This window comes from Microvirga pudoricolor (assembly GCF_016892705.1).
In the GTDB taxonomy this organism is placed as follows: Bacteria; Pseudomonadota; Alphaproteobacteria; order Rhizobiales; family Beijerinckiaceae; genus Microvirga; species Microvirga pudoricolor.
This window is the reverse complement of the sequence record NZ_JAFEMB010000006.1, coordinates 280,237-297,169: the sequence shown is the minus strand read 5'-3', so window position 1 is coordinate 297,169 and position 16,933 is coordinate 280,237. Positions and strand designations below refer to the sequence as shown.

17 protein-coding genes are annotated in these 16,933 nt (G+C 66.3%); 9 read left to right on the top strand and 8 right to left on the bottom strand.

All coding sequences use genetic code 11. The features are described from left to right. Positions 1-661: 661 nt before the first annotated feature. Positions 662-838: a YqaE/Pmp3 family membrane protein gene (locus tag ILT42_RS19250; protein WP_204217506.1), complete on the top strand. Its 177-nt coding sequence runs from the start codon at positions 662-664 to the stop codon at positions 836-838. Between the two features lie 84 nt (positions 839-922). Here ILT42_RS19250 and ILT42_RS19245 read toward each other — a convergent pair whose 3' ends face one another. Continuing rightward, the gene (locus ILT42_RS19245; protein ID WP_204217505.1) at positions 923-2,323 is read right to left on the bottom strand and encodes a metallophosphoesterase; all 1,401 of its coding nucleotides are present in this window, start codon (positions 2,321-2,323) and stop codon (positions 923-925) included. A gap of 229 nt (positions 2,324-2,552) precedes the next feature. On the opposite strand from ILT42_RS19245, the gene ILT42_RS19240 reads away from it, so the two are divergent. Further along, positions 2,553-3,803, top strand: coding sequence for an MFS transporter (locus ILT42_RS19240; RefSeq protein WP_204217504.1), 1,251 nt, complete (start codon positions 2,553-2,555; stop codon positions 3,801-3,803). Between the two features lie 76 nt (positions 3,804-3,879). Beyond that, the gene (locus ILT42_RS19235) at positions 3,880-4,416 is read left to right on the top strand and encodes a YidB family protein (protein WP_204217503.1); all 537 of its coding nucleotides are present in this window, start codon (positions 3,880-3,882) and stop codon (positions 4,414-4,416) included. 56 nt (positions 4,417-4,472) lie between these two features. Here ILT42_RS19235 and ILT42_RS19230 read toward each other — a convergent pair whose 3' ends face one another. Beyond that, entirely contained in the window at positions 4,473-5,444 is a 972-nt protein-coding gene (locus tag ILT42_RS19230) for a LysR family transcriptional regulator (RefSeq protein WP_204217502.1), read from the bottom strand. Positions 5,445-5,558: 114 nt separating this feature from the next. Here ILT42_RS19230 and ILT42_RS19225 point away from each other — a divergent pair, with 114 nt between their 5' ends. Together ILT42_RS19225 and ILT42_RS19220 are read left to right on the top strand one after the other, a co-directional pair. Continuing rightward, positions 5,559-6,188 carry an FMN-dependent NADH-azoreductase gene (locus ILT42_RS19225; RefSeq protein WP_204217501.1) on the top strand — a complete coding sequence of 210 codons (630 nt, stop codon included), beginning with the start codon at positions 5,559-5,561 and terminating at the stop codon, positions 6,186-6,188. 130 nt (positions 6,189-6,318) lie between these two features. After that, complete coding sequence (locus ILT42_RS19220; RefSeq protein WP_204217500.1) at positions 6,319-6,615, top strand: DUF2218 domain-containing protein; 297 nt, start codon at positions 6,319-6,321, stop codon at positions 6,613-6,615. 67 nt (positions 6,616-6,682) lie between these two features. Here ILT42_RS19220 and ilvD read toward each other — a convergent pair whose 3' ends face one another. Next, entirely contained in the window at positions 6,683-8,518 is a 1,836-nt protein-coding gene (gene ilvD / locus ILT42_RS19215; RefSeq protein ID WP_204217499.1) for a dihydroxy-acid dehydratase, read from the bottom strand. A 200-nt stretch (positions 8,519-8,718) separates the two neighbouring features. Between ilvD and ILT42_RS19210 the strand changes: the two genes are divergently transcribed. The 3 genes from ILT42_RS19210 to trmFO all read left to right on the top strand — a co-directional run bounded on the left by ILT42_RS19210 (position 8,719) and on the right by trmFO (position 11,535). Continuing rightward, a complete protein-coding gene (locus ILT42_RS19210) occupies positions 8,719-9,603 on the top strand; it encodes a calcium-binding protein (RefSeq protein ID WP_204217498.1) in 885 nt (294 codons plus the stop codon). A gap of 212 nt (positions 9,604-9,815) precedes the next feature. After that, positions 9,816-9,971, top strand: a complete 156-nt coding sequence (locus ILT42_RS19205) for a DUF1127 domain-containing protein (RefSeq protein ID WP_204217497.1) — start codon at positions 9,816-9,818, stop codon at positions 9,969-9,971. 145 nt (positions 9,972-10,116) lie between these two features. Then, complete coding sequence (gene trmFO / locus ILT42_RS19200) at positions 10,117-11,535, top strand: methylenetetrahydrofolate--tRNA-(uracil(54)-C(5))-methyltransferase (FADH(2)-oxidizing) TrmFO (protein WP_204217496.1); 1,419 nt, start codon at positions 10,117-10,119, stop codon at positions 11,533-11,535. Between the two features lie 51 nt (positions 11,536-11,586). Here the strand turns inward: trmFO and ILT42_RS19195 are convergent, their stop codons facing one another. From ILT42_RS19195 to yajC, 5 genes are read right to left on the bottom strand one after another with little or no spacing between them, the layout of a single operon-like run. Continuing rightward, entirely contained in the window at positions 11,587-12,447 is an 861-nt protein-coding gene (locus ILT42_RS19195; RefSeq protein ID WP_204217495.1) for a phytoene/squalene synthase family protein, read from the bottom strand. Positions 12,448-12,451: 4 nt separating this feature from the next. Beyond that, the gene (locus ILT42_RS19190; RefSeq protein WP_204217494.1) at positions 12,452-12,838 is read right to left on the bottom strand and encodes an Mth938-like domain-containing protein; all 387 of its coding nucleotides are present in this window, start codon (positions 12,836-12,838) and stop codon (positions 12,452-12,454) included. Between the two features lie 4 nt (positions 12,839-12,842). Beyond that, positions 12,843-13,781: a protein translocase subunit SecF gene (secF, locus tag ILT42_RS19185; protein ID WP_204217493.1), complete on the bottom strand. Its 939-nt coding sequence runs from the start codon at positions 13,779-13,781 to the stop codon at positions 12,843-12,845. Between the two features lie 12 nt (positions 13,782-13,793). Beyond that, positions 13,794-15,401 (bottom strand): protein translocase subunit SecD, encoded by a 1,608-nt coding sequence (secD, locus tag ILT42_RS19180; RefSeq protein ID WP_204217492.1) that lies wholly within the window; start codon positions 15,399-15,401, stop codon positions 13,794-13,796. Between the two features lie 34 nt (positions 15,402-15,435). Continuing rightward, positions 15,436-15,768 (bottom strand): preprotein translocase subunit YajC, encoded by a 333-nt coding sequence (gene yajC / locus ILT42_RS19175; RefSeq protein ID WP_204217491.1) that lies wholly within the window; start codon positions 15,766-15,768, stop codon positions 15,436-15,438. A gap of 199 nt (positions 15,769-15,967) precedes the next feature. Between yajC and ILT42_RS19170 the strand changes: the two genes are divergently transcribed. Beyond that, positions 15,968-16,852, top strand: coding sequence for an ATP-binding protein (locus ILT42_RS19170; protein WP_204217490.1), 885 nt, complete (start codon positions 15,968-15,970; stop codon positions 16,850-16,852). The last annotated feature ends 81 nt before the right edge of the window (positions 16,853-16,933 follow it).

The window sequence follows — 16,933 nt, the reverse complement described above, 5'->3', positions numbered from 1 at the left end:
GCTCCAATCAACATACAAGTTGAGAAGCCGCCTGTAGACGACCGCGATGACCTTTAGGCTTTCGCCCTGGACATGCGCCACCGCCTCCCCGGCCATAGGCTGGGAAGGCATCGTTGACGGTCGATACCGACCGCCACAGAAGGGGTTCTCACGCCCCAGAACCGGGTGCGCCCGGTTCCGGTGACGACGTAACACTTAAAACCGGTTGGGGGTCAATGGGGGTGGTGTTCGCGGCGCGGCGTCGGGGGAATCCCGGGGTTGGGTCGTTCCTCCGCCCGCCGCTTCGCGTCACCCCGTCATGGCCGGGCCTGACCCGGCCATCCACGTCTTGCGACGTGGGTCGTGGATACGCGGCTCAAGGCCGCGCATGACGGTGGCGGCTCTGTCGCCCGGATCACGTCGATGGACCTGCGACCCCGCATCGCCAAGCCTGGGTGCCCGGATCACGTCCGGGCATGACGGTGGAGAGAGGACGGGCCGAGGAACAGTGGCGAGTGGACGGTGCCGGAAGGTCGGCGCAAAAAGGATGGGGGCATGGCGGCGTCGAACGGCCGGCTTTGGACATGAGCGCCGGAGGGGCCGCGACCCGCTCGGGCACCGGCGTCATCTTGAATGCAAGCCCCGCCGTTCCTAGCTGAAGCGTGGTTCTCACGGGGTTTCGATGTCCAACATCCTTCGCATCATCCTGGCCATTCTGCTGCCGCCGGTGGGCGTTCTGTTCACGGTGGGGCTGGGCGCGCAGTTCTGGATCAACATCCTGTTGACGATCTTCGGCTACATCCCCGGCATCGTCCACGCGGTGTGGGTCATCGCCCGCCGGGCCCCGCGCGAGGCGTAAGGCGCGGGTCCCCTTCGTTTCGCCGATCGGGCCCGTTCATGACAGCGGTCGAAGCAGGGTGAGCGCTCACACGGCTGCCTCCCTTCATCCGCCGCAATGGCAGGCCGAGAACGATGCCGGATCGAGGTTGCCGATGGCGCAGATTTGCGCGGGCATCGCCGCCGCGCCGATCTGGCCTCGGCTGACGCCGTAGAGGCTCTGGAAGGCCTCGCGGGCGGGCGATCCGTCGATCGCGAGGCCGGCTGTCAATCGGGCCACGGAAGCGGGCGAATAATCCGGCTGGTCGTAGGCCTGCGTGAACACGTATTCGCGCCGCCACTCGGGCGGCGCTCCCCGCGTGGAATCCTGGAGATTCGCCAAGTACCAGGTCGAGAAGTCCCGCAGGTTCCCGCTCTGCCGGTCGTAGTCGAAGACGTGAAAGCCCGGGTTGTTGCCGAAGATCGGGCTGATCGACGGCGCCATCTTTTCGACGCCCATCGGCCCTCCGGCATCCCGCACGAGCCGGTAGCTGTCCTGGTGGGTATGGCCAGAGAAATTGGCCTGGATGACCGGCGCGAAAGCCCGCAGCAGGCCCGTGAATCCGGAAGCGTAGGGCTCGCGCAGGAGCGGCACTGTGCGGGCCGGGCAACTGAGGTCGTTGGCCGATCTAAGGGTGGCGTAGGGGTCGATGCCCACGGGAATGTGATGCACGAGCCAGACGCGGCGCCCCGCGCCCTGCGCCGCGCGTAACCGCTCGCCGAGCCAGGACAGCATCGCGTCGGCGGCCGCATCCCCGCCGCTGCCGCAAGCGTCGCGATACTCCGCCGACCACAGCACGTCGTTCAGCACGAGGATGTCGGCGTCCGGCACGGTGGGATGACGCAGACCGTAATAACCGCCTGCCGCGTAGGTCTCCTCGAAATCCGACCCGAGGTGGTCCGGTCCGGCGAGGTTGCGAACGGTCTCGCGGGTGAAGGTGAGGAACGGCCCGCCGGGCTCGATGGCATAGTCGCCGCAATCGGAATCGTTGTTGCCCAGTGCGACGAGCACGGGGCGACCCGGCAGCGCGGCGCGAAGCGCGCCCGCCACGTAGAGTGCCGTCTTGCCCGCAAGGGCCTGCACGAGTTCCGGCGAGCTGGCCGTGCCGAGAGAGCCGGCCGCCTTCTGCTCGAAGCGATGGGCCAGGAGGTCGCCGGACACGATCGCGAAATCCGCTCCGCCCGTCTGGGCCGTCAGGGCCATCAGGGCCGAGGCCAGGAGGGGCTGGTTCGTGTCCTGGCCCCGCCCGGCCAGGGGCCGTGCCTTGCCTGAGTTGAGGATTGCGCCCCAACTCTCCGGCGGGGCGTCGGCGAGGTTCCGCGCAAGGTCTGGGTCGTCGAATGGGTTGAAGTGGATGTCCGAGACGACCGCGAAAGTTCCGGCCTCGAGTGAGATCGCAGGAGTTGTTCCAGCGCCCGTTCCGGCCAGCAGGAGCGGGATGAAGAGCGTTGCAAGGAGGCGGCGCATGGGGGCTCCGGGCCGGGTCGTCGGGCATTGTCTCAGGTCCCGACGTCGAACGGAAGCGTGGCCTTCGAGGTCGCAAATGACGTGTCCGTGACGCGGCCCGTCCTGCGGCGCATGGGAGTCCTGCATTTCCCGTGGCTGCCCAATCGGCTTTTGCGGTGCAATATAACGCCAACGCGACGTATGACGGCATTCGAGCCCGGCGTCTTTCCCCGAACAAGGCCTCTGTCACATGTCCGATCTCGCGACCGTCGAATCCTGCGTGCCCGAAGCCTGCGCGTCGAACCCCGGCACGGCCCGGGCCGAAGCGGGCTTATCCGGCCTGGCGGTGGCGCTCATCACCTTCGCGCTCTCGGTGGGAAGCTTCGGCATCGGCACGGGCGAGTTCGCCATCATGGGCCTGTTGCCGAACCTTGCCGGGGATCTCGGGATCACGACGCCGCAGGCCGGGTACGCCATCAGCGCCTACGCGCTGGGGGTGGTCGTCGGCGCGCCGATCATCGCGGTCCTGGCCGCCAAGCTGCCCCGCCGCACGCTCCTGCTGGCGCTGATGGCCGTGTTCGCAGTCGGGAACGGGGTCAGTGCCCTGGCCCCCGATTTCGGGTCCTTCGTGGCGCTCCGCTTCTTCACTGGCTTGCCGCACGGGGCCTATTTCGGGGTCGCGGCCCTGGTGGCGGCTTCCATGGTGGCGCCCAACAGGCGAACCCAGGCGGTAGGCCGCGTGATGCTTGGCCTGACCGTCGCGACCCTCATCGGCACCCCCGTCGCGACGTGGCTTGGACAGATCGTCAGCTGGCGCATCGCCTTCGGCATGGTGGGCGTGATCGGGCTCCTGACGGTGGCGCTCATCTGGCAGTTCCTGCCCATGGACCGGGTTCAGGAGGGCGCGAGCCCCATGCGCGAGCTCGGCGCGTTCAAGCGCAAGCAGGTCTGGTACACACTCGGCATCGGCGCCGTCGGTTTCGGCGGCATGTTTTCCGTGTTCTCCTACATCGCCTCCACAGCCACGGAGGTGGCGGGGATGCCGGAATCGGCGGTGGCGGTGGTGATGGCGCTGTTCGGGGCCGGGATGATCGTCGGAAACCTCCTCGGGGCGTGGCTGGCGGATCGGGACCTCCTGGCCACCATCGGCGGAACGCTGGTGTTCAGCGCCGTGGTCATGAGCGTGCTCTCCCTGACCGCCGAGAATCCCTACATGCTCTGCCTGTGCGTGTTCCTCGTCGGATCGAGCGTCGCCATCGGGCCGGCCCTCCAGACCCGCCTCATGGACGTGGCCGCCGACGCTCAGACCCTCGCGGCGGCCCTCAATCACTCGGCCTTCAATATCGCCAACGCCCTTGGGGCTTGGCTCGGCGGCGTCGCCATCGCGGCCGGCTATGGCTTCGCTTCCACCGGTTGGGTAGGCGCCGTCCTGGCGGTGGCGGGCCTTGGGGTGTTCGGCCTGTCTCTGGCGAGCGAGCGATCCGCGCGCCGGGTGGCGTGAGGGTCCGGTCGAGTCATCTCGGAACCTTCGGCTGTCGCGGCTGTTCCCCCACCGCTGAAAAACGAGGAGATCGACCATGAGTCGCGGCATGCCTTCCATGACGGCTCTTCTAGGGCTGTTGGCCATCGCGGGTTATCAGAACAGGGACAAGATCGCCGAGATGCTGGGCGGGCTCGGCGGCGGTTCGGCGGGCGCCGACACGCAGCCCGGCGGGGGTCAGCAGCCCCATCAACAGGGCGGTGGCCTCGGTGGCGGCCTTGCGGGCGGGCTCGGCGGCCTCGGAGGGTTGTTGGGCGGCCTTGGCGGCGCTGCGGGCGGCGCGGGCGCCGGGGGGCTTTTGAGCGGCGGCCTGTCCGATCTGCTGGAGCAGTTCCGCCAGAACGGCCAAGGCGATGTGGCGGATTCCTGGGTGAAACAGGGGCCCAACCAGCCGGTCCAGCCCCATCAGCTGGAGCAGGCCATCGGGCCCGACGTGCTGGACACCCTGACCCAGCAGACCGGCCTGTCGCGCGAAGAAATCCTGTCTCGCCTGTCGCAGAACCTGCCGGACGCCATCGACAAGTATACGCCTGACGGACGCATCCCGTCCGATTCGGACTTCACGCGGCTCTGAGGCCGCTATCGTTCCGGAACCCTCGAAAGGCGCCCCAGGCGCCTTTCTTTTTGGCCTTACTCGGCGGCCTCCAGCCGACGGGCCTCCATCTCGGCCTCGTAGGCCCGCCTGCGGGCCGCCATCTGGCAGGGGTCCCAGTCGGGCTCGCCGCCAAATCGCTCGACCAGGGCATCGATCACGACCCGAACGCGGGCCGGGACCTGCGCACCCGGCGGACGCACCGCGTAGATGGCACCTCCCGGCATTTCGTAATCCGTCAGCAGGGGCACCAGGCTTCCGTCCCGCACCGCGTCCGTGACGATGAAGGTCGGGAGCGCCGCGATTCCGAGACCGGCCATGGCGTAGCGCATGATGGCGTCGCCGTTGTCGGACCGCATCCGCCCCTGGGGCCTCACATCGATCCAGCGCTTGCCTGCCCGGAATCGCCAGAGTTCCCGATCCGCGGAGCCGGTGTAGAGCAGGCACTCATGGGCTATGAGATCCTCGGGCCGATCGGGCCGGCCATGGCGCGCCAGATAGGCCGGGCTCGCCACGATCGCGACCCCGATGGGAGCGATGCGGCGTCCCACCAGGGTGGAATCCTTCAGGCTTCCGATCCGGATCGCCAGGTCGAAGCGCTCGGCGATCAGGTCGACGAAGCGGTCGCTGTAGGAGGCTTCGATCTCCAGCCTGGGGTGACGGGCCGCCACCTCTGCCAGGACCGGGGCCACGTGACGGATGCCGAACCCCATGGGCAGGGAGATCCGGAGGTGTCCCATCACCTCGCTGCCATGCTGGGCCACAGCCTCCGTGGCGGCCGCGAGGTCGGCCAGGATGCGCTCGCCCCTGAGCTTGAATTCAAGTCCCGCTTCCGTGGGGCTGATGCCGCGCGTGGTTCGGCTCAGAAGGCGCACGCCGAGATCCGCCTCCAGACGCCCGATCCGGCGGCTGACGATGGATTTGGAAACGTTGAGTCGCTTGGCGGCACGGGCGAATCCGCCGGTCTCGACCACTTCGACGAAGCTGCGGATATCCTCGAGATCGGTCATGGCACCGTTCCACTTCAGTCAACACTCTGGTGCCCATTATGGGCATTCTGGTGCATTCTGTGAACCACTACCTTCGGGATCATCGCCACAACGGCAAGCCCGGAGGGTCACCCAATGTCCAAGGTTCTCGTACTCAACAGCAGCGCCAGCGGCGATGCATCCGTGTCCAAGCAACTCGTCGGGGCCGCCGTCGCGCGCCTGAGAACGCAGGATGCCGCTCTTGAGGTCGTCACCCGCGACATCGGCGCCAACCCCATCCCGCACCTGACCCTCGCTTCCGCGACGGCCCTTCGCGGCGCCGACCCGGTCGATGCCGAGCAGGCGGCGGCCGTCGCCCTCTCGAACGAGTTGGTCTCCGAGCTGAAGAGCGCCGACACGATCGTCATCGGCGCCCCCATGTACAATTTCGGCATCCCGTCGACGCTCAAGGCCTGGTTCGATTACGTCCTGCGCGCCGGTCTCACCTTCCGGTATTCCGAGGCTGGGCCGGAAGGCCTGGTGAAGGGCAAGCGCGCCATCGTGGTGCTGAGCCGCGGCGGCCTCTACAGCGAGGGACCGGCCCAGGTCATGGATTCCCAGGAGCCGCACCTGCGCACGCTTCTGGGCTTCATGGGCATCACGGACGTCGCCTTCGTGCGGGCCGAGAAGCTGGGCTTCGGCCCGGAGGCGCGCGAACAGGCCATCACCGGCGCCCAGGCCGAGCTCGGACGTCTCGCGCAGGAAGGCCTTGCTCGCGCAGCCTGACCCTGGCGGGATCTCGCGCGTGAGCGAGCACACGGTCCGGCCTGACGGGAGACCTTGGAATCCGGGCCGTCACCCACATGTTCGAGGAAGCCGGGTGCACGACCCGGCTTTCACGGTTTGAGGACGGACGATGGCAGTATCGCACACCACGATCGCGACCGCTTCGGGCAGCCGCTATCTGCAGCAGCTCTGCAATCACTGGAAGCACAAATTCGCGGTGGAGAACACGCCGGAGCACGGCGTCATCCCGTTCTCCGATGACCGTGTCTGCACCCTGGACGCGACGACCGATGGCCTGTCGATCCGCATCGAAGCGCCCGACGAAGAAAGCCTAGAGCGCCTGCAGGGCGTCGTCATCGATCATCTCAAGCGCTTCGCGTTCCGCGAGAATCTCGAAAGCGTGCGATGGGAGCGGGCTCCGGCCTGATCGATGCCGAGCCGTCAAGGCGCCGTGACGGGCGGCCCAAGCGCCGCCCCTCGCTTTCGGGCGCTCTTTACTCCGGCAGCACCCGGACGGCGCCCTTGGCGGCGCTGGTCGTGAGGGCCGCATAGGCCCGCAGGGCGGTCGTGATCTTGCGCGGACGCGGGGCGGCCGGCTTCCATCCCTTCTGGTCCTGCGCCGCCCGACGGGCTGCCAGAACATCGTCCTCGACCGCCAGGTGGATCTTGCGGTTCGGGATATCGATCTCGATGGTGTCGCCCTCCTCCACGAGGCCGATGAGCCCGCCCTCGGCGGCTTCAGGCGAGGCGTGGCCGATGGAGAGGCCCGAGGTGCCTCCTGAGAAGCGCCCGTCCGTGATGAGGGCGCAGGCTTTGCCGAGGCCCTTCGATTTCAGGTAGCTCGTGGGATAGAGCATTTCCTGCATGCCCGGCCCGCCGCGTGGCCCCTCATAGCGGATCACCACCACGTCGCCCGCCTTCACGGCGCCGCCGAGGATGCCCTTCACGGCGTCGTCCTGGCTCTCGAACACCTTGGCGGGGCCGGTGAACTTGAGAATGCTCTCGTCCACCCCCGCCGTCTTCACGATGCAGCCTTCAAGCGCAATGTTGCCGTAGAGCACCGCGAGCCCGCCATCCTTCGAGAAGGCGTGGTCGCCGCTGCGGATCGCGCCCTTCTCGCGGTCGAGATCCAGCTCTTCAAAGCGGCGCTCCTGGCTGAACGCGACCTGCGTGGGCACGCCTCCCGGGGCCGCAAGGAAGAGGTTGCGCACGCTCTCGCTGTTGGTGCGGATGACGTCCCAGCGATCCAGCGCCTGACCGAGCGTTCCGCTGTGCACGCTGCCGGCGTCGCGATGGAGCAGACCGGCCCGGTCGAGCTCGCCCAGGATGCCCATGATGCCGCCCGCCCGGTGCACGTCCTCGATATGAACGTCGGCGACGGCGGGAGCGACCTTGCACAGCACAGGCACACGCCGGGACAGCCGGTCGATGTCCTGCATGGTGAAGTCGACTTCACCCTCGTAGGCGGCGGCCAGGATATGCAGCACCGTGTTGGTGGAGCCGCCCATGGCGATGTCGAGGGTCATGGCGTTCTCGAACGCTTCGACGCTGGCGATCGAGCGGGGCAGGACGGACACGTCGTCCTGCTCGTAGCAGCGGCGCGCCAGATCGACGATCAGGTGGCCGGCCTCGACGAACAGGCGGCGGCGGTCGGCGTGGGTGGCCAGGATCGTGCCGTTGCCCGGCAGAGAGAGGCCCAGGGCTTCCGTGAGGCAGTTCATGGAATTGGCCGTGAACATGCCGGAGCAGGAGCCGCAGGTCGGGCAGGCCGAGCGCTCGACCACCTTCACCTCTTCGTCGGTGTAGCTGTCATCGGCGGCCACCACCATGGCGTCCACGAGATCGAGGGCCTTCAGCTTCCCGCGCAGGTTGGCCTTGCCGGCCTCCATGGGGCCGCCGGACACGAAAACGGCCGGGATGTTGAGCCGCATGGCGGCCATCAGCATGCCGGGGGTGATCTTGTCGCAGTTGGAAATGCACACCATCGCGTCGGCGCAATGGGCATTGACCATGTACTCGACCGAATCCGCGATGATCTCGCGGGAGGGCAGGCTGTAGAGCATCCCGTCATGGCCCATGGCGATGCCGTCATCTACCGCGATGGTGTTGAACTCCTTGGCGACGCCGCCCGCCTTCTCGATCTCGCGGGCGACGAGCTGACCGAGATCCTTCAGGTGGACGTGGCCCGGCACGAACTGCGTGAACGAGTTCACCACCGCGATGATCGGCTTGCCGAAATCCTCGTCCTTCATGCCCGTGGCACGCCAGAGACCCCGGGCACCCGCCATGTTGCGGCCATGGGTGGTCGTGCGGGAACGATAGTGCGGCATAACAAAACCTGGCTGTTTTAAGAAAGAATAGTTCGCGTATCGGCCTTACTACAACGCCGGACCTCAAGGTCCAACCCCTTCGCCATGAGTCCTTCGACGGTGAGCCATGCTTTCCTGAAGGCCGGGTTCAGCCTGGATTAACCCGCTCAAGCTTATGGATGAGTTCGCCGGAGCATCTGTCCCACCGGCAGGAGGATCCCATGGCCGTCTTTCAGGCCTTCAACGCCGCCGGAATCGGCTTCGACATGTCAACCACGTCCAGTTCCGGCTGGGCCTTCGTGACCCCGAACCCTTATGGCGAAACCGAACTGACGTCCGACGACGGCTCGTTTGCCACCTATGACGTCTATGGCAGCCCCTTCATCACCGGATTCGCGGCAAGCTACTGGACGGATGGGTACAATATCGTCATCGACGACCTCTACTACGAGGACAACGGTCAGCGGGTCCTGTCGATGGAAGACATCGAGCTGCGGACCACCGTCGACGATCTCGCGTCGAACGGCTGGTTCGTGACGCTCAACCGGGGCAATGACGGGTTCTACGGCAACGATTACCGCGACGTGATCCGGGCCGGAAACGGCCAGGACCTCGTCCAGGGCTATGGCGGCAACGACCTGCTCCTGGGCGAGCGGGGCCATGACACGCTCTTCGGCGGCGCCGGCAACGACGACCTGTATGGGGGCCAGGGCCGTGATGTCCTCAGCGGTGGTAGCGGCAGCGACTACCTGAGCGGCGGAGCCGGCCAGGACCGGCTCACGGGCGGCGGCGGCCGGGACTACTTCGTGTTCGACGCAAGACCGAGCTGGGCCAATGCCGATGTCATCACGGACTTCAACGTGCGGGCGGACACGATCATGCTCGACGGCTCGGTGTTCCGGGGCCTCGGGCCTGAGGGCTGGCTGAAGGCGTCCGCCTTCGCGACGGGGACGTCGGCGCAGGATTTTAGCGACCGGGTCATCTACAGCAAGTGGACCGGCGCGCTGCTCTACGATCCCGATGGCGCCGGCGGTCAGCCCGCCGTTCAGTTCGCCCAGCTCAAAACGGGCCTCAACCTCACCGCCGCGGACTTCTACGTTCTTTAAGCGGAATGCCCTGCGTGCGATCGTTGCCACCGCAACGATCATTCCTTGCGCGCAGGGCTCGTTAACTTGGCCTTAAGACGCCATGCGACTAAAGCATAACTGCCCTACACTATTACCGCTACTCTTTCGCACTGCAAAAGCGCATAAACATCCTCGCACAGCAAGAACAACGGCTGCCGGTCAGTGCACCGGATAACTGAAAGGAAACTCCAATGTTCGTTACCTACATCCTCTCTAAGGTCCGCGCCTATATGCGTTATCGCGAAACCGTCCGTGAGCTCTCCCTGCTGTCGGACCGCGAGCTGGACGATCTCGGCATCTCTCGCTTCCAGATCGCCAACATCGCTCGCACGCACGCTGCGGCCTAACTGATTGCTGCATCGCAGCAAGACTCGCTTGCCCGCCCTTCCGGCGGGCATTTGCGTTTCTGAAGCACGTTCATCGCGCGCATTTTAGCGCGCTGCTTCATCAAACCCGGTTGATCCGCGCCAGCAGGTGGGTTTAACCCGAAGCATGAGCACCATCGAACCCATTCACGTCGTCGGCGGCGGCCTTGCCGGATCCGAGGCGACCTGGCAGATCGCCCAGGCGGGCGTGCCCGTCATCCTCCATGAGATGCGCCCGGCGCGCGGAACCGAAGCACATAAAACCGAAGGTCTGGCGGAACTCGTCTGCTCCAATTCCTTCCGGTCGGACGATCCCGACACCAATGCGGTCGGCCTCCTGCACCAGGAAATGCGCTCCCTGGGCTCGCTCATCATGGCGAAAGGAGACGCCAACCAAGTCCCGGCCGGGGGAGCCCTGGCGGTGGATCGCGACGGTTTCTCGCAGGCCGTCACGGCAGCCCTCGAGGCCCATCCCCTGGTCACCATCGAACGCGGCGAGGTGGCGGGTTTGCCTCCGGAGGACTGGTCGTCCGTGATCGTCGCCACGGGCCCCCTCACCTCACCCGCTTTGGCCGAAGCGGTGCTCTCCCTCACGGGCGAGAGCGCCCTGGCCTTTTTCGATGCCATCGCGCCGATCGTCTATCGCGAGTCCATCAACATGGACGTGGCATGGTTCCAGTCGCGCTACGACAAGGTCGGACCAGGCGGCACCGGCAAGGATTACATCAACTGCCCCATGTCCAAGGAGCAGTACGAAGCGTTCGTGGACGCGCTGATCGGTGGCGACAAGACCGACTTCAAGGAATGGGAAGCGAACACGCCCTATTTCGACGGCTGCCTCCCCATCGAAGTGATGGCGGAGCGTGGCCGCGAGACCCTGCGGCATGGTCCCATGAAACCGGTCGGGCTCACCGATCCGAACAATCCGACCGTGAAACCCTATGCCATCGTGCAGCTGAGGCAGGACAATGCGCTCGGCACCCTGTTCAACATGGTGGGCTTCCAGACCAAGCTGAAATACGGCGCGCAAGGCGACATCATCCGCATGATCCCAGGGCTCGAGAACGCCGAATTCGCGCGCCTCGGCGGGATTCACCGGAACACCTATCTGAATTCGCCCCGGCTCCTGGACGAAACCCTTCGCTTGAAGGCCATGCCGCGGCTGCGGTTCGCGGGTCAGATCACGGGTTGCGAGGGGTACGTGGAGAGCGCCGCCATCGGCCTCATGACAGGCCGTTTCGCGGCGGCCGAGCGGCTCGGACGGGCCATGCCTCCCCTGCCCCATACGACGGCCCTCGGGGCGCTCATCAACCACATCACCGGCGGCCATATCGAGACCATCGACGAGGGCCCGCGCTCCTTTCAGCCCATGAACGTGAATTTCGGCCTGTTTCCGCCGATCGAATTCTCGACCAAAGGCGAGGACGGCAAGCGACTGCGCGGCCCGGCCAAGGCCGTCGCGCGCAAGCGGGCCCTCACGAACCGGGCCCGGAGCGATCTGGCGGAATGGCTCGGGGGCGGCGCACTCCCGGTGGCGGCGGAGTGACGCTTTACCGGATCGCCTTTCGACGGGGATCCTGGCGCCGGGAAGCCGGCCTCAGACGCGGCCACGCCACAGGTGCCAGATCCGGCGCCATTGCGGCAGGTCGATCGGCGTCATGAACGGGTCGTAATCGGCCCGTTCCATCATGGACAGATAGGGCTCCACCAGGGAGAGCCCGCGCAAGGCCGGGCGGGCCGGAGCGGCCATGGCCGCGCTCAACATTCTGGCCTGGGCGAGATGGTGGCGCGCCAGGCTGCGCAGATCCGCAAGCGCCCCCTGGAGGCCTGGGCCGCCCCGTCCGGTGACGATATCGTCCCGCACGACGCCATGACGGGACAGAATGTCGGCCGGCAGGTAGACTTGGCCCCTGCGTGCATGCCACGGAAAGGCTCTCAAAAGGCCCGTGACCGCATAAGCGACACCCGCATGCCCTGATGCGTCCGCGCCGCCGGGCTCGTTGCCGTCCATCAGGATGACGGAAGCCAAGCGGATGAGAACGGAAGCCGTCTCCCCGCAATAGCCCTCGAGATCGTTCAGGTTCGGCATCGGATCGCTGTAGAGGTCGAAGATCCGGGCATCGATCAGGTCGACGAACGGCTGGCGTGGCAAGCGGAACCGGACGATGGTGTCTTCCAGGGCCGCAGCCACGGGGTTGGAGCGCACATCGCCCCGAACCTCGCCCTGCAGCGCATCCCGCCACCATTGCAGCCTGATTTCACCGACGAGCGGCTCGTGGACAGACTCGCGCACCCGTCCGATCTCGAAATTGAAGGCATGCAGGGCGTGCAGATGGGGCCGCTTGTCGACGGGCGCGAAGAGAGAGGCCCAGAACCGGTCGGGATCGCCTTCCCGGACGATGGCTTCGCAATGGGAGAATGCGAAGTCCGGGCCGGCGTCCTGGCTGGCTTCGGTCATCGACTCAGGCCACGGCGATGAGCGCCGCGCCGACCTTGCGGTTCTCGGCCAGCAGGATGTTGTAGGTGCGGGCCGCGGCGCCCGTCTGCATCACGTCGAGGCCGATCCGATGATCGCGGAACCGCTGCCGGATCCGCTCCGGGATCGCGGCAACGTCGAGGCCGGTTCCCAGCAGGAGGAGTTCGAGAGCCTCCGCCTCCCTGAAGACCGGCGCCAGGCTCTCCATGGTGAGGTCGGAGATGGCGGTGACGGGCCAGGCATGGATGCCGGACGGCAGCGCCAGGACGGAGCCGCGGTGGCTCATCTCGGCGAAACGGAATCCGCCATTGCCGTAGGCGTCGATGAGGTGACGCCCTGGCACGAAGCCATCTGGGCCGCGCTGGGATACCATCGCGTTACTCCGCCGGGGCGACCTTGCCCTCTGCCATGCGCGACGCTTCGCTGCTGCGAACGCCGATATAGATCAGCACCGGCGACGAGATGAAGATCGCCGAGTAGGTGCAGACGAAGACGCCGTAGAGCATGACCTGGGCGAAGCCCTCGATGGCCCGTCCGCCGAAGAGGACGAGGGCCAGAAGCGACAGGATCGTGGTCATGGACGTGATGATCGTGCGCGACATGGTCGTGTTGATCGAGAGGTTCAACAATTCCCGGGTCGGCATGGTCTTGTACCGGCGCAGCAGTTCGCGGGTCCGGTCGAACACCACCACGGTCTCGTTGAGCGAGTAACCCACGATGGTCAGGATCGCCGCGATCGACGTCATGTTGAACTCGTGGCGCGTGATCACGAAAAAGCCGACCGTCAGCACGATATCGTGAAGGGTGCCGATGATCGCGCCGACCGCCAATTCCCGCTCGAACCGGAACCAGAGGTACAGCATGACGGCAAGCACGGCCAGAATGATGCCCACGGTTCCGGATTGCACCAGCTCGCCCGATACGCGTGGCCCGACCGTCTCGACGCGCTGGAACTCATAATCGGCCCCGAACGTGTCGCGGGCCCTCTGCACCACGGCGCTTTGCGCCGCCTCGCCGCCCGGCTGGATCGCGAAACGCAGCGAAACGCCGCCGGCGGTCCCGAATTCCTGGACCTCGACTTCGCCGAAGCCGAAGCCCTCGGCGGTCTGCCGGACCTTGCCCACATCGGCTTGCCCGGTCTTCGACTGAAGCTCCATGAGCGTGCCGCCCTGGAAGTCGATGCCGAAATTGAGCCCGAAGGTCGCGAACAGCACAACCGTCATGACGGAGATGAACGCCGAGAACGGGAACGACCAGCGCCGGTGACGCATGAAATCGAAATGGGAATTCTCGGGCCAGAGACGAAGGAGACGCATGGCGCTCACTCCTTAGAACGGAAGGGTTTTCGGGCGGGCCCATTGATACCAGAGCGCAATCATCATGCGCGTCAGGGTGACGGCGGTGATCACGGTGGTCAGGATGCCCAGGAGGAAGACGACCGCGAAGCCGCGCACGGGTCCCGATCCCATGAAGAACAGGATGAGAGCGGCGATGCCCATGGTGCTGTTGGAGTCGATGATGGTCGCGAAGGCGCGGTCGAAACCGGCCTGAATGCCCGAGATGATGGATCGGCCGCCCTTCACCTCCTCGCGGATGCGCTCGTAGATCAGAACGTTCGAGTCCACGGCCGTCCCGATGGTGAGCACGATGCCGGCGATGCCCGGCAGCGTCAGGGTGGCCTCAAGCACCGACATGAGGCCGAAGATGAGGCCCACATGGACGAGCAGGGCGATATTGGCGATGAACCCGAAGACCCCATAGGTCGCGAACATGAAGATGATGACGAAGATCGCCGCCACGTAGGTGGCGTTCTTGCCCGCCTCGATGGAATCCGCCCCGAGGCCCGGGCCCACCGTGCGCTCCTCCACGATGGTGAGCTTGGCCGGCAGGGCGCCCGCCCGAAGCAAGACGGCGAGGTCGTTGGCCTGCTGGACCGTGAACCGGCCCGAGATCTGGCCCGAACCGCCCGTGATCGGGGTCTGGATGGTGGGGGCGGAGATCACCTCGTTGTCGAGCACGATGGCGAGCGGCCGACCGACGGCTTCCGTGGTGGCCTGCCCGAAGCGCTGGGCGCCGCGGATGTTGAAGCGGAAATTGACGATGGGCTCGTTGGTGCGGGTGTCGAAGGCGGGTTGAGCGTCCACGAGGTCGCCGCCCTCCACGATGATCCGGCGTTCCACCGGAACCCGCTGGCCGCCCGAGTCGCGGGACGGGAGGAGATCCACGTCGGCCGCTCCCTGCTGACCCAAGAGCCTGAACTCGAGCTTGGCCGTCTGGCCCAGGATCTGCTTCAGGCGCTGCGGATCCTGGAGGCCCGGCACCTGCACGAGAATCCGGTCGGCACCCTGGCGCTGGATGTTGGGCTCGGTGGTTCCCAGGGCATCGACGCGGCGGCGCAGGACCTCGATGGCCTGGTCGACGGCCCGCCGCACCTTCTCGTTCACGCCCGCTTCCGTGTAGGCCAGGGTCATCAGGCCGTCGGCGCTCTCGGTCACGTTCAGGTCGCTGCCGCCGGCTGTGCCGATGACGGCGTTGCCGATGGGTTGTGCCAGCGCCCGGAGGGGCGCCAGCAGCTTCTGGCGGTCCGCGGCGTCGGGCACGCGGATCTGGACGCCACGGGCGGTGATCTGGATGCCGCCCTGGAGGTTCACGCGCTGCTCGCGCAGGATCCTCCGCACGTCGTCGCGAAGCGCGGTGGTCTGAGTGCGCAGAAGGTCCTGCACGTCCACTTCCAGCAGGACGTGGGATCCGCCCTGGAGGTCGAGACCCAGGACGATGGCCCGGGATGGAACCAGCCAGGACGGGACCCAGCTCGGAATGGATTGTTGGAATGCCTCGCGCTGCTCGCGGGTCATCGTGCTCGGCACGGCCAGAAGCAGACCGATCACGATGACCGCCATCGTGGCGATCACCTTGGACAACGAGAAGCGCAGCATCGTCAACTCAACCTTTCAAGCCCAACGGACAGGCTCAAGCCTTGACAGGTTCGCCCTTGGAGCGAACCTCGGAGATGGCCGAGCGGGCGATCTTGACCCGGACGTTTTCGGCGATCTCGACTTCGATGTCGGCCACGTTCTCGGTCACCTTGGTGACCTTTCCGACGATGCCGCCCGAGGTGACGATCGTGTCGCCCCGGCGCACGTTCTTGATCAATTCCTGGTGCTCCCGCACCCGGCGCTGCTGCGGCCGGATGATGAGGAACCACATGATGACGAAGATCAGGATGAACGGGACGAGCTGGAGGACGATGTCCATTCCGCCCCCACCGGGGGCCCCCTGCGCGTAAGCGGGCGTGATAAACAAGAGGCTCTCCATGGATAAAGGCGCGTGGCCGGCCCTGTCAGACCAGCCCGCGCCGTACTTAAGGATTCTGAACGGCGCGGACTATACCCATCGACTTCACGAAATCAATGAAGCCTGGGGGATTTCCCATCCACACCGCCAATAGACGCACCGGATCATCCGCGATAAGCAGCCCCGGAAACGCCGGCGAGAGGCTCGCATGAACCAAATTCCGTCCGATCTCAACTCCCCCGAGGCCCTGGCTCTGCTCAGGCGGGTGGCCGACGCCCTGGAGCGGATCGCCCCCTCGCCCCTCGCCGGGACCGACCTGTCGGCCGCCGATGCCTTCGTGTGGCTGGCGCAAGGACGGAGGCTCTCGCCGGTCCCCAAGGTCAATCGGGTCGACATGGCGCTCCTGCGGGGCATCGACCGGGTGCGGGACACCCTGGCGGACAACACCGGACGCTTCGCCCGGGGGCTGCCGGCCAACAATGCCCTCCTGTGGGGCGCCAGGGGCATGGGCAAGTCGTCCCTGGTCAAGGCGGTTCACGCCGAGATCAATCGTGGCCGCCCGCCAGAGGCCCTGCCACTGAAGCTGATCGAGATCCACCGGGAGGATATCGAGAGCCTGCCCGATCTCATGACCCTGGTCCGGCCGGATCCGCACCGCTTCATCGTGTTCTGCGACGACCTGTCCTTCGACGCGGACGACACCTCCTACAAATCCCTCAAGGCGGTCCTGGAGGGCGGCATCGAGGGGCGGCCCGACAATGTGCTGTTCTACGCCACATCGAACCGCCGCCACCTCCTGCCCAGGGACATGATGGAAAACGAGCGCTCCACGGCGATCAATCCGGGGGAGGCCGTGGAGGAGAAGGTTTCGCTCTCGGACCGCTTCGGCTTGTGGCTCGGCTTCCACAAGTGCAGCCAGGACGAGTATCTCGACATGGTCTTCGGCTATGTGGACCACCTGGGACTGAAGGCCGACCGGGATGCGATCCGGGCCGAGGCGCTGGAATGGGCGACGACCCGGGGCGCGCGCTCCGGCCGCACGGCGTGGCAGTTCATCCAGGAGCTGGCCGGGCGTCTGGGGCAGGCGATCTGAAGGACAGGCTGGCCTGTCAATGAAAAGAGGACGGTGGCTGAGCGTCCACCGTCCTCCTTGAAGACCGCCTCGGTTTCCCGA

Coding starts and splice junctions, on each gene's coding strand:
- ILT42_RS19250 (WP_204217506.1), top strand. CDS start 662: ATGTCCAACATCCTTCGCATCATCCTGGCCATTCTGCTGCCGCCGGTG.
- ILT42_RS19245 (WP_204217505.1), bottom strand. CDS start 2,323: ATGCGCCGCCTCCTTGCAACGCTCTTCATCCCGCTCCTGCTGGCCGGA.
- ILT42_RS19240 (WP_204217504.1), top strand. CDS start 2,553: ATGTCCGATCTCGCGACCGTCGAATCCTGCGTGCCCGAAGCCTGCGCG.
- ILT42_RS19235 (WP_204217503.1), top strand. CDS start 3,880: ATGAGTCGCGGCATGCCTTCCATGACGGCTCTTCTAGGGCTGTTGGCC.
- ILT42_RS19230 (WP_204217502.1), bottom strand. CDS start 5,444: ATGACCGATCTCGAGGATATCCGCAGCTTCGTCGAAGTGGTCGAGACC.
- ILT42_RS19225 (WP_204217501.1), top strand. CDS start 5,559: ATGTCCAAGGTTCTCGTACTCAACAGCAGCGCCAGCGGCGATGCATCC.
- ILT42_RS19220 (WP_204217500.1), top strand. CDS start 6,319: ATGGCAGTATCGCACACCACGATCGCGACCGCTTCGGGCAGCCGCTAT.
- ilvD (WP_204217499.1), bottom strand. CDS start 8,518: ATGCCGCACTATCGTTCCCGCACGACCACCCATGGCCGCAACATGGCG.
- ILT42_RS19210 (WP_204217498.1), top strand. CDS start 8,719: ATGGCCGTCTTTCAGGCCTTCAACGCCGCCGGAATCGGCTTCGACATG.
- ILT42_RS19205 (WP_204217497.1), top strand. CDS start 9,816: ATGTTCGTTACCTACATCCTCTCTAAGGTCCGCGCCTATATGCGTTAT.
- trmFO (WP_204217496.1), top strand. CDS start 10,117: ATGAGCACCATCGAACCCATTCACGTCGTCGGCGGCGGCCTTGCCGGA.
- ILT42_RS19195 (WP_204217495.1), bottom strand. CDS start 12,447: ATGACCGAAGCCAGCCAGGACGCCGGCCCGGACTTCGCATTCTCCCAT.
- ILT42_RS19190 (WP_204217494.1), bottom strand. CDS start 12,838: ATGGTATCCCAGCGCGGCCCAGATGGCTTCGTGCCAGGGCGTCACCTC.
- secF (WP_204217493.1), bottom strand. CDS start 13,781: ATGCGTCTCCTTCGTCTCTGGCCCGAGAATTCCCATTTCGATTTCATG.
- secD (WP_204217492.1), bottom strand. CDS start 15,401: ATGCTGCGCTTCTCGTTGTCCAAGGTGATCGCCACGATGGCGGTCATC.
- ILT42_RS19170 (WP_204217490.1), top strand. CDS start 15,968: ATGAACCAAATTCCGTCCGATCTCAACTCCCCCGAGGCCCTGGCTCTG.